Origin of the sequence: Bradyrhizobium sp. PRIMUS42 (assembly GCF_023006515.1) — a bacterium.
GTDB lineage: Bacteria > Pseudomonadota > Alphaproteobacteria > Rhizobiales > Xanthobacteraceae > Bradyrhizobium.
This window is the reverse complement of sequence record NZ_JALBGZ010000002.1, coordinates 86,998-98,217: the sequence shown is the minus strand read 5'-3', so window position 1 is coordinate 98,217 and position 11,220 is coordinate 86,998. Positions and strand designations below refer to the sequence as shown.

The window sequence follows — 11,220 nt, the reverse complement described above, 5'->3', positions numbered from 1 at the left end:
AGCAATGCCGCCGGCTGCGCAGCAGACCCTGAGCGATCTCGGGCTCGGCGGCTTCATCGCGGCGATCGGGCTTGGCAACGGCGCCGCCGCCTGGGCTGCGATCCAGGCCCACGGGCTGCTTCTTGTCGGCATGGGCCTTGTCATCACCATCGTACCTCTGATCGTCGCGACGCTGTTTGCACGTCACGTGCTGCGCATGAACCCTGTCATCACCTGCGGCGCGCTGGCCGGCGCCATGACCGTCGATGCCGCCGTGACCGGTGCCTGCGACGTCGCTGAGAGCCAGACGCCGGTGCTCGGCGTCGCCGTCCCGTACGCGGTCGGAAACGTGGTGCTGACCGTACTCGGTCCGATCATCGTGGCCGCCACCTACACCGGATGAGGAGACCCGCAATGCGGCAACCAGTCAGCCCGGCGCTCGGGTGGTTCGCGGCCATGTTGCTGGTGCTGGCCGCTTTCACGACGACCGCACGCGCGGAGAAAGATGTCCCCATCCAGGAGGAGATCTGGGCGCTGCCACTACCGCTACCAATGTTCGCCTACCTGGTACGTCCGGTCGGCGACGGTCCATTCCCGCTCGTCATCATGAACCACGGAGTCTCACTCAATCCGACTGACCGCAGCTTCTTTCCGTTGGTGGAATTCCGCGACGCCGCCAAATGGTTCGCAAAACGAGGCCACCTGGTGGTGGCGCCCGTGGGGACGGGGTATGGCGCCTCGGCCATCGACATCCCCGAGCGCGGCATTTACGGCCCGTTCTTTTCCAAGGTCGGCAAGTGCACCAACCCTAATTTCCGCGACGCCGGCCTGGCGGTGGCGCAGGTCGATCTCTGGATTATCGACTATCTGGCGGCCGAGAAGCGCATTGTGCCCAAGGATGTCATTGTCGTTGGGCAATCCGCCGGCGGCTGGGCTTCCATTGCGTTGTCCAGCGTCAACCCGCCTCAGGTGAAGGCGATCATCACCTTCGCGGCCGGCCGCGGAGGCCGTGTCGACGGCAAGCCGAACAACAATTGCGCGCCGGACAAGCTCGTCGAGGCGACCGCGAATTTCGGCCGCACTTCGCGCGTGCCGATGCTGTGGATCTATATCGAGAACGACACGTTTTTCGGCCCCGATCTGTCCAAGCGCATGCACGACGCCTTCACTGCCGCGGGCGGCAGGGCCGAGTACCATCTGATGCCGCCGTTCGGCAATGAAGGACACTTCTTCATTGGCTCCCCGGACGCCATTCCGATCTGGTCGCCGCTGGTGACGAAATTTCTCGACGCGCCGCACTAGGCGCAAGGAGGTGTGGCCATGGCTTATGCACGTCACTGTTTGTCGGGCTTGCTGGTCGTCGTCACTGCCGGCGTAGCGTTCTCGGCGGTTGCCGCGACACGGCAAAATTCACAAGCAGCGAAGCCCGCCGAGGTGACGACCCGGGGCCAACGCGAGGCAAAGGACATCACTTATGGAGACTGGCGCAAACTCTGCTTTAGGGCGGGTGGCGCCAAGATGCTGTGCCGGACCTCAATCACGGGCACCTTCCCGACCGGTCAAACCGCCGTGCGCGTGGACCTGATCGAGCGCGAGGGCGAGCCCGCTGCCAGACTGCAATTGTTTGTTCCGGTCGGCATGTATCTGCAGCACCCCATCAAGCTGACGGTAGATCAAGGAAGCCCTTACCGCCTACCCTATAGCTGGTGCGTCACCAACGCCTGCATTGCAGCCGATGTCGCCGATCCCAAAATCGTCAAGGAGCTGGAATCAGGAAAAGTGCTGGTCCTGGAGGTCGTCGATTCCAACCTTCTGTCGCTGACGACGTCACTGCCGCTGGCGCAATTTTCTGTCGTGCACAAGGGAGCACCGGCGCAAACGTTCGAGCAGTATGTCGATGAATAAGCGTCTCGGCCGCGCTAGATGATCCCGCCGCAGGCCTGCTCAATTGGCGCGATAAGTGAGTGCGCCGCAAATGGCTTGGTCAGATAAGCGATGCACCCTGAGTCGATCGCCGCCGCGCGGTTCGCCGCGCTGTCATTGCCGGTAATGTAGACGACAGGGGCCATCACGCCTTCGTTCGTAAGCCGCTTGCGCACCGCAATCCCGGATTGATCGCTCAAATTGATGTCGATGATGATGCAGATGACGTTTCCGAAATCACCGTGGTCGAATAGCGCCTTCGCCGAGGCGAACAGCAGCACGCCAAAACCGTGTTCTCGCAGCAGTCGCTTGATGCTCATGCGCATCGATGGATCATCATCCAGGACGAAGACGGATTCTCGGATCGACACGATTGTCGGCCTCTTCGGTACAACAAATATGCTGGGCGATCGTCACACCAACGGCTTGTCCGCGAGCTAGGTTCTGCTTCGACAGCCGACGATCTCCAGCATCATTGCGCGCCTTCAGCGGCATCCTGTCAACAATCTATGTCATTGTACCAACGTGCAGGTTCACCTTACGCAGACTGACAAGCGACATGATTTTCTGCTACTTGCCCGCATCGCCGTTTGGATCGAGCATTCCCAGTCGCTCTGCGACCGAAACAAGTTCCGCGAACGAATGCACCTGCATTTTTTCCATCACCTGATGACGGTGAGCTTTCACGGTGCGCTCGGTCGTTCCGAGCTGGTAGGCAATCTGCTTGTTGATCTTGCCACGCACCATGAGGTCGAACACCTGACGTTCTCGCGGTGTCAGCGACGCGACCAGTGCACGAAGCGCAACGAGCTTGCCGTGCTGCGCGCGCGCCATCTCATGGCGCGACATGGCCCGCTCGACCACGTTGATCAACTCCTCTGACGACACCGGCTTGGTCAGAAAATCTTCCGCACCGGCCTTGATGGCCCGCACGGTTGTCTGCGTATCGGCGTGCCCGGTGAGGAAGACGATCGGCAGCGTCGAACCGAGTTCGAGCAGACGCGCTTGCAGCTCCGGCCCACTCAGCCCCGGTATCTGCACGTCAAGCAGGATGCATGCCGGCTTATCTTCGGCTGGCAAGAGATCGAGCAGATCCTGCGCAGACGCATAGGTGACGACGTCATAGCCGGCAAGCTTGAGACGGCGTTCCATCGCCGTTCGGAACGAAACGTCGTCGTCTACGACGTGAATGAGGCCGGGCAATTTTACCTCTTAGCCGCAATGACTCCCGGATTGGCCTCTGTGGAGCCAATTCAGCGGGAAAAGACGCAAGTGCAGTCAACTCTAGGAACGATATCAGGCATCGCGAAAATGTGCGAATTGGACAGAGGACCTTAAGAAGATCCTGCCCTCTCAGTGCGGACGAATTCTCATTGCGTGCACGCCTTCGCCCCCACTGTCCTTTGGTACAATGCCCTTAGAGACAATGGTTTGAAATGCCTCCTTCGTCTTAAACCAACCCCGGCGGGAGTGGAACGGCGCGCATTCCTTGCGATGAAATATTCGGTTGAGACCAATTCAGCGATCAACGTTGAGGAGTCAGCCTATGCTGGTGCGCACAAAGACCGCCCCCCTGCCCCGCCCCAATTCACTCTACGACTTCGGAATGACCAGTGATTCGAATCCGATCATCTGTTTAAACGAATTTACATACAAAAAAGGAACGGAGGTCTACGGGGAGAAGGAACCTGCCGACTATGTCTATCAGGTCAAGTCTGGTGCCGTACGAAGCTACAAGCTGCTGTCAGACGGTCGCCGCCAGATCGGCGCATTCCATCTTGCCGGCGACATTTTTGGCCTGGAGAACGGCAGCGAGCATCGGTTTACAGCCGAGGCGATCGTGGACACCACGGTGCAGCTCGTCAAAAGGCAAAGCCTTGAATTGGTGGCCGAAAGCGACGCGATGGTGGCCCGCAACCTGCTTAGCATGACGACAATCAATCTGCAGCACGCGGAAGACCACATGCTCCTGCTCGGTCGCAAGACGTCGCTGGAGCGGGTGGCGGCCTTCCTGCTCGAAATGGACAAGCGCCTGACCGCATCCGAAGTCATGGCACTGCCGATGTCCCGGCGCGACATCGCCGATTATCTCGGCCTGACACTGGAGACCGTCTCGCGTGCGATATCGCATCTGCATGATCTCGGCGTCCTCGGCTTTATCGGCAATACCCAGCGCCAAATCGTGCTGCTGGACCGGCAGGAGCTCGCCAGTCTCGATCTGCAGCATTGAGCGGCAGTCTTTTCCCGGGGTGAGTCCGCCCTTGCCGGTTCACATCGTCAACGTCAAATCACCGAGCACCCGGCAGCTTGGTCATTCCGAGATCGTCGAGCGTCTTGCGCAAGACCTCGAACAGAACGGCGGTTGACCAGCCGAACATCAGGATCCCGTTCATCGCGGTCATCGGTCCCGTCAGCCGCCATTCTTGCACGGGAGTGATATCGCCATATCCCAGCGTGGTGTAGTTGACGAAAGCGAAATAAAGCAGGTCGCTGCCGGCAGGGGCCGCGCCGATCATGGCGTAAGTCAACGCCCAGACCAGAACCTCGATTGTGTGCGCCACCATCAGCGCCGCCGCTGTTGCAACCATCACGGCCATCAGTGGCAGCCTTGGCCGCGCAAGATACCGAAGCCCGACGGCTCGGGCGATGCCGATGGCCGCAACGGTCACCAGAGCGTGGATCACGATGTTGATCACGCTGACGATTGAGCCGACCAAGAATTGAACCACCATTTAGCAGTCCCCGGCCTCAGTCGCATTTTCGCCGGTTCCGCAACACGGCCTGGAACAACTCTCGCACGCTTTGCATGTCGTGCTCCCCTTCCAAATGCGACGATCAAATTGGCCAGACATGGCGTTGGTCTCCATTGAGCACCGTCAAAATGGAGCGAATTCGATGCGCGGCTCGGACGGCGGCAATCTTCTAGCCGCGCGTCCGTGATTTATGATCGAGACGCGATCTCTGCGTTCTCATGCGCTTGATTTCCTCGTTAAGTTTCTCGGTCCTTTCATCGCGCCGCTGATCTTTTGATTTTGCCTGATCGCTGCTTCGCAATTTCTCAAGCGCCTTCTCTACCGAGAGCTTTGTCGTATCCGCCATTTGTGACCTCGTATCAATCGCGAGTGCCCGCGAGCCAATAGCCTTGTCCCTGCCCCACGGCAGTCTCAGTTCTTCTGTCCGAACATGCCGGTTGCCGCCTTCATGGCGGTCTCGCCGGCGCTCCTCGCCTGGTCGGTCAAGGCCTGCATCTGGCCCTGAAAGAACTCGGACTGAAGCTTGAGCGCGTCCTGAGCGTCCTTGGCTTGAACAAGCTTATCGCCAAGATCGAACGTCGCGTTGACATTGCGCTGCATGAAACTGCAAAACTGCTTGGCCTGGTCGGCTATCGGCAGCGGCGAGGAACTGAGCCCCCTTTCCAGCAGATCAAAATACTCCGTATGGGCCTTTCTCAACCGGCCAAGGGCTTCGGTGAGCATCCCGCGGATATTCTCGGCGGATGGATTGATCTCTGCCATGACGTTGCTCCTCGTGATTATGCCGCAAGCCCCCCGAACCAGGCGCCGAAGTAGCCGGCGTAGAGAGCCGGCCGCTCGAGGTTCATCGAATGCCCGACGCCGGGCACGATCACGAGCCGGCAGTCCGGCATCGCCTCCGCCATGGCGTGAAGATCCGCGGGCAAAATCCAGCCGTCCCACTCGCCCCATAGCACCAGGTGCGAATGCCCGATATCGGGCATACGCTGTTCGAGTTCGCGGCTCTCCCTCTCGCGGGTGAGGTTGACAGGCGTTCCGATCCAGATTCCCTCGGAGACGCTGAAGGTCTGCTCGATGATCCGGTCGAACAGAGCCTGAATTTCGCCGAGCCCTTCCCGGAAACGGGGAATCGCATTCGGGGTCATGCTATCCGGCAGGAACAACGAGGTCGCGGCCGTCGCCATCACGGTCCTTGTCAGTTCCTTGCTCGCCATCATTGCCCGGAAAAGGCCGATCTGGTCGGCATTGAAGGACATGCCCAGCGGCGTGACCGGATCGAGTGCGAACACACGACCAAAGCGCCGAGGCTGCATCAGCAGCATGCGGGCTGCGATGATGCCACCGGTCGAATGGGTGGCGAGGTGGCAGTATCCGATATCGAGCCTATCAAGGGCCGCCAGCATATCCTGCGCATGCTGCTGCATCGAATAGTTGGCATAGTCTGCAGCGGGCTTTGGTCGGTCGCTTTCGCCGCAGCCGCGCCAGTCGATCGCGACCACCCGCAGCCCGTTCGGAAACATCGGCGCGGCGAGCTCGATCCAGTCCTTGCTGGCGAGATTGCCGTGGATGAAGACGACGGTAACGTCGCCTCGTCCCCACTCCCGCCAGCCCAACTCGATTTCGCCCGCCTGCACCTTCGGCATGGACCGGCCTTATTTGTTGAGGCCAGCCGTCGGCGCCGCACCGGGCGGCGTCGGCGCGACTGGCAGGGCTGAGACCACCGCGCCCTTGATCATGCGGTCGGTGCCCAGCGGGGAGGAGGTGTCGACGGTCCCCTTGGTGACGAAATCAACCACGTCGGCGGAGAATTCCACCGGGTTGTCCGTGTGGATGAAGTGACCGGTTTCCGGATAGATCTTGAGCATCGGCCGGTTGCCGGCATTCGTCATCCGCGTCATGAAGGGCGTGATGACGTCGCGCCCGAGCTCGGTCAGACCGTTGAACGCGGGGGTCGGAATGAACGGTTCCTTGTCACCGAATGACAGGAAGATCGGCGCCTTGATCTGGGGCAGCCGCTCGTAGAGGCTCTTCGGGTCATCCTGCTGCAGCTCCGCTCCGATCGTGTAGATGTCGTAGATGAAGACGTTGCACCACTGCTCCAGCTCCTTTGGATTGCCCTTAGTCAGCCCGACGCGCTGCTCGGTGTGCAGGCGGGCATATTCGCTGTCGCTGAAGAAGTAACCGCTCTTGGCCGCCGAGACCGTGCCCGTGTCCGGATCGCGCTTCTTGAAGTAGAAGAAGTCCCGGATGTTCTGTTCATCACGGGCCTTCTCAGCGGCCAGGATGCCGGTTTGGTCCCATGTCTGCCTCCACTTGTCGAAATCACGCCCGAAAGCCTCGTCGAACAGGCGCGCCTTCTTGCCCTTGGCAATGGTGATCTCGCGCGGATATTCCTCGAGACCCGACGGCGCTTCGAGCGCAAGGCCTTGCACCGCGTCCGGCCAGGCCAGGGCGTAGCCCATCACAAACTGGCCACCCAGCGAGTGGCCGAGATAGGTAGCCTTCTTGACGCCGAGCTGGTTGACGACGAGGTCATAGATCACCTCGCGCATATCCTGCATCGTACGGGCCGGGCTCTTGTCGAGATTGCCGGGACCGGACATTCCATAGTGCGGTAGGTCTGGCACGATCACGCGCAGGCCGCTGCGCAACGCGTATTGCATGATATTGCCGTAGTGCCCGCCGAACGCCCCCTTGCCGTGGATGATGACGAGCACTTTCGGATCCCTGTCGGTCCCGGCGTACTCGTCCATGTATCCGATTTCCCAGGAGTTGCCGCTCTTGTCCTTGGCGCTGCCGAATTTGACCGGATAGGGATAGGTCACATTGGCCTTCCAGAACGACTTCTTCGGGTCGATTTCTTCTGCGACACCCGGTACCCGATAGTTCTTGTCGACGAATTTCTGCGCGCGATCGAGGGCCGCCACGTCATCCATGAAGGCGACGAACTTTGGATCGTTCTTGCGCTGGTTGATGATCGGAAACACGCCGTAATGAGCGACCGGGCTCTCCTGCGCGATCAGATCCGCGCCCGGCACGCGATCGACGGCCTTCTGAGCCAGCTTGAAATTCAGCCACAGGTCATTGGTGATGTGCATCACCAGCGTCCGTGCCTGGATGCGGCCGAGATAGGGATTTACGTTGTGAGTCTCGCCCACCCGGTTGCGCCAGACGAGATCGACGGCGTCATAGAGCTTGGCACGATTGATAACATTCAGCGCCGCCTTCTCGTTCGGTGGCGTCCAGTAGAAGATTTCAGGCTGGACTGCGCTCCAGTTCTGGGTCGTGCGGAAGCCGAAATCATAGCCCGTCATTCCCAGGATCGACCAGCCGAACGCAACGCCCGGCATGGGATGCTTCTCCTTGGGCTGCTTGTAGTAGTCGCCATTGGTCGCCTGCCAGACCGGATCGGACTCGATGGCGGCCGTCATCATCTGGAACGTCCAGTTGCCGACGGGATCCTCGCCGTCCGACTGCGTGGTCCCGCCGATGGGCATGAGCGCGCCAATGTACTCCGGATGCATCACGCCCCAGACATAGGTCTGCGTCCCGCCCATGGAGACGCCGGTCACCAGCGCGACGCGGGCAACTTTCAGCTCGTCCCGCAGCAGCCGGTAATTGGCCTGCACCATATCGTAGTAGCTGTACTGCGGAAATTTGATGCCGAGGCCATCGGACGGCTTGCTGGCGCCCCAGGTGCCGAGCGGATCGACCATGATGACGTAGTAGCGATCGGTGTCGATCGGCCGGCCCGGACCAATGATCGGCACGCCGCCCGACAGCGCCGCGCCCTTGACCCACTGTTCATACATGTCCGTGGAATCGCCGGAATAGTAGGAATTGATCACGATGGCGTTGGTGATCTCGCCGGCTGCATTGCGCCGCGCGTTGCCGATCGCGATGTAGCCGGTGCGGAGCTTGCCGCCGCCGAGGGATTCGAGCGTGACGCCGCCCTCCCCTCCGTTCTCCCATTTGGCGGGCGTGGACAAATCGTACTTGCCACCCAAGCGGAAATTGGTGATCTCATAGGTCTTCTTCAGGCCATCGTGCTGCACCTGCGACGAGCGACGCGTCAAAGGTTGCGCCAGTGCGAGATCAGTACCGATCAGCAACACGATCAGACTGACGAAGCAACGCTTCATGGCGTCTCTCCCGGTCATCATGGCACGTCCTCCTGGCGGTGTTTTGCCTAAACGCTAGGGAGGGCGACCTGAGGAGCTTTGATCTAACGCAAGGGAATCCTTCAACAGCGCCTCAAGATTGCAGCATCAGAACACCTGCCGGTTTTCCGCATGCCCTGCCTCAGTCTCGGCTCATACCGGATCCGCTATGAGCTCGATGGGCCGGCGAACGCGCCCGCCTATGTGCTGGTGAACGGACTCACGCAATACTCCGAGCTCTGGTCAGCCTATCGCGAGGCTCTGCTCGCGCGAGGATTCCGCGTCGCAACCTTCGATTTGCTCGGCCAGGGCGAGTCCGACAAACCGGCACTCTTCATCAGCCAGGACGACCAGGTGACCGCGCTCCACCTGTTGATCGGTGAACTCGGTGATGGCCCTATATTCCTGAGCGGCATCAGTTTCGGTGGGCTGATTGCGCTGCGATACGCCATCGAGCACGGCGAGCGCATCTCCGGCCTCGTGCCAATGAGCTGCTTCGCCGAGCTCTCACCGCAGCTGCTTTTGCTCGGCAACGCACTGCGGACCGGTCTGATCCTTGGGGGCACAAGCTATCTCCAGGACCTTCTGCTGCCGATGAACCTCTCCGACCAGTGGCTGAAGCCCCTGCTCGACAAGCTCGACAGCGTCAAGCGGCAGGGCTGGCTCGTCAACGATCTCTATGCGCTCCAGAACCTGATGGAATCGTTTCTCGATTTCGAGCCATTGACGCCGCGCCTATCCACGATCGCCGTTCCGACAATGATCCTGAACGGCGAGTTCGACTTCCTGACGCCGCGAGCCCTGCACGAGACCCTGCGCGTCGAGATCCCCGACAGCTCGCTCGTGATCATTCCGAAGGCCTATCACGCCTTCACGCTCGAGAAGAGCGCGCTCACGGCAGACCTGCTCGCCCGCTTTGCCGATGACGTGCTCGCCGGGCGCTGGCATGGCAACAGGGCAGTCTGGATCGCGCCGGAGGAGCCTGGTGGCGAGCTTGCGCCATTTCCGGCCGGCTATGATCATTTGCGTGCCGTTCCCATCCGGGCAGCGCCGCCATGAGCAGATTTCTTGGACCGCTGGATTCGGAAGGCCGGATACCATCACTCCAGCAGACACGCATCGCCGCGTTTCTGATCTCGGCTCACGGCGCCTTGGCGCGACAATACGCAATCGCCCTGCCGATGCGGATCGAGGCCGCTTGGCAGACCGAATTGAATGCCCAATTCTATCGCGAGTCCGAGATTGTCTCGCTGTTGCAGCGCTCGACCTCCTGGGTGCCCGACATGGCCTTGGCCTACATGGCGGCCTCGTGGGAGACCGCCTGGCTCCCGGAGCCGGTCGAGGGGATCATTAATCAGCCTCTCGCCCTTCCGATTGATCTCGCGACACGAGCACATGCCATTCATGCCGGCATCCGACCGGCGGCCCTGCTGCCGGTCGACGCGAACGTCAATGATCCCTTCGTATTGGCCCTGCGCCGCATCGAATTCGAAAGCGGCCGGCTGTTGCAGGCACAAATTCTCTTGCTGAAGAGTGACAGTCTCGTGCCGTTTCGGGACGCTGTCAGCACGGCGCTGGAACGGCGTCACGCCGAGGTTCGCAAACTATGGGCGGCCGCGCTTGAGAGCATCGGCATCACCGTCAGGCAGGAACGATGAGAATCCTTGACGCAGATCAATAGAGCCGGCCGACCGTCCGCCAATTTCGTCTCTCAATCGCCTTCCTTTGATCGCCTGTTGACTGGAGCTCCAATCATGAAGGCCGTTTCTGTCGAAGAAGCAGTCGCGATGATCCCGGCCGGCGCGAGCGTCATGGTCGGCGGCTTCATGGGTGTCGGAACACCGGAGCGCCTGATTGACGAAGTGACCCGGCAGCGCAAGTCCGATCTGTCGTTGATCTGCAACGATGCTGCCATTCCGGGGAAAGGCGTCGGAAAATTATTCGACGCTGCCCTGGTCTCGCGTCTGACCGCGACGCATATCGGGCTCAATCCGAAAGCGCAGCAGCAAATGCTGGCCAATCAAATCAACGTCGACCTCGTGCCTCAAGGGACCTTCGTCGAGCGCATTCGTGCGGGGGGATGTGGACTGGGCGGCGTTCTGACGCCGACCGGCGTCGGCACACTGGTTGCAGAAGGCAAGCGCCAGATCGAAGTCGACGGCAGGCCCTTCCTGCTCGAGACGGCATTGCGCGCGCAATTCGCGCTTGTTCACGCCTTCCTCGCCGACTACCTCGGCAATCTCAGCTATGCACTCACCTCGCGCAATTTCAATCCGATCATGGCGATGGCCGCCGATACCGTGATCGTCACCGCGGAGCACATCGTGCCCGTTGGCGTCATCGCGCCCGACCATGTTATCACGCCGGCGCCACTCGTCGATTACCTCATTACGAACGGGTGATCT

Annotated in this window: 13 protein-coding genes and 1 pseudogene; 7 read left to right on the top strand and 7 right to left on the bottom strand. The window is 60.7% G+C overall.

Annotation, left to right across the window (positions count from 1 at the left end; translation table 11 throughout):
- The 3 genes and pseudogenes from MOV75_RS00970 to MOV75_RS00960 form a co-directional block, all read left to right on the top strand.
- Positions 1–382 (top strand): annotated as a pseudogene (locus MOV75_RS00970) (transporter); the annotation flags it as partial.
- Positions 383–435: 53 nt separating this feature from the next.
- Complete coding sequence (locus MOV75_RS00965; protein ID WP_246916494.1) at positions 436–1,281, top strand: S9 family peptidase; 846 nt, start codon at positions 436–438, stop codon at positions 1,279–1,281.
- Between the two features lie 18 nt (positions 1,282–1,299).
- Complete coding sequence (locus MOV75_RS00960) at positions 1,300–1,884, top strand: invasion associated locus B family protein (RefSeq protein WP_246916310.1); 585 nt, start codon at positions 1,300–1,302, stop codon at positions 1,882–1,884.
- A 14-nt stretch (positions 1,885–1,898) separates the two neighbouring features.
- Here MOV75_RS00960 and MOV75_RS00955 read toward each other — a convergent pair whose 3' ends face one another.
- Both MOV75_RS00955 and MOV75_RS00950 read right to left on the bottom strand, forming a co-directional pair.
- Positions 1,899–2,273, bottom strand: coding sequence for a response regulator transcription factor (locus MOV75_RS00955; RefSeq protein ID WP_246916312.1), 375 nt, complete (start codon positions 2,271–2,273; stop codon positions 1,899–1,901).
- A 199-nt stretch (positions 2,274–2,472) separates the two neighbouring features.
- Complete coding sequence (locus tag MOV75_RS00950) at positions 2,473–3,105, bottom strand: response regulator transcription factor (protein ID WP_246916314.1); 633 nt, start codon at positions 3,103–3,105, stop codon at positions 2,473–2,475.
- A 343-nt stretch (positions 3,106–3,448) separates the two neighbouring features.
- On the opposite strand from MOV75_RS00950, the gene MOV75_RS00945 reads away from it, so the two are divergent.
- The gene (locus MOV75_RS00945; RefSeq protein ID WP_246916316.1) at positions 3,449–4,132 is read left to right on the top strand and encodes a helix-turn-helix domain-containing protein; all 684 of its coding nucleotides are present in this window, start codon (positions 3,449–3,451) and stop codon (positions 4,130–4,132) included.
- 58 nt (positions 4,133–4,190) lie between these two features.
- On the opposite strand, the gene MOV75_RS00940 is transcribed toward MOV75_RS00945, so the two are convergent.
- From MOV75_RS00940 to MOV75_RS00920, 5 genes are all read right to left on the bottom strand, one after another.
- Positions 4,191–4,634, bottom strand: coding sequence for a potassium channel family protein (locus tag MOV75_RS00940; RefSeq protein ID WP_246916318.1), 444 nt, complete (start codon positions 4,632–4,634; stop codon positions 4,191–4,193).
- 190 nt (positions 4,635–4,824) lie between these two features.
- Entirely contained in the window at positions 4,825–5,001 is a 177-nt protein-coding gene (locus MOV75_RS00935) for a hypothetical protein (protein WP_246916320.1), read from the bottom strand.
- A 65-nt stretch (positions 5,002–5,066) separates the two neighbouring features.
- The gene (locus MOV75_RS00930; RefSeq protein ID WP_246916322.1) at positions 5,067–5,417 is read right to left on the bottom strand and encodes a phasin; all 351 of its coding nucleotides are present in this window, start codon (positions 5,415–5,417) and stop codon (positions 5,067–5,069) included.
- A 17-nt stretch (positions 5,418–5,434) separates the two neighbouring features.
- On the bottom strand, positions 5,435–6,298 hold the full coding sequence (locus MOV75_RS00925) for an alpha/beta fold hydrolase (protein ID WP_246916324.1): 864 nt from the start codon (positions 6,296–6,298) through the stop codon (positions 5,435–5,437).
- 9 nt (positions 6,299–6,307) lie between these two features.
- Positions 6,308–8,815, bottom strand: coding sequence for an alpha/beta hydrolase (locus tag MOV75_RS00920; protein WP_246916496.1), 2,508 nt, complete (start codon positions 8,813–8,815; stop codon positions 6,308–6,310).
- A gap of 132 nt (positions 8,816–8,947) precedes the next feature.
- Between MOV75_RS00920 and MOV75_RS00915 the strand changes: the two genes are divergently transcribed.
- The 3 genes from MOV75_RS00915 (at position 8,948) to MOV75_RS00905 (ending at position 11,217) form a co-directional block, all read left to right on the top strand.
- Positions 8,948–9,874: an alpha/beta fold hydrolase gene (locus MOV75_RS00915; protein ID WP_246916326.1), complete on the top strand. Its 927-nt coding sequence runs from the start codon at positions 8,948–8,950 to the stop codon at positions 9,872–9,874.
- A 122-nt stretch (positions 9,875–9,996) separates the two neighbouring features.
- Complete coding sequence (locus MOV75_RS00910; RefSeq protein WP_246916328.1) at positions 9,997–10,473, top strand: hypothetical protein; 477 nt, start codon at positions 9,997–9,999, stop codon at positions 10,471–10,473.
- A 96-nt stretch (positions 10,474–10,569) separates the two neighbouring features.
- The gene (locus MOV75_RS00905) at positions 10,570–11,217 is read left to right on the top strand and encodes a CoA transferase subunit A (RefSeq protein ID WP_246916329.1); all 648 of its coding nucleotides are present in this window, start codon (positions 10,570–10,572) and stop codon (positions 11,215–11,217) included.
- Positions 11,218–11,220 lie beyond the last annotated feature (3 nt).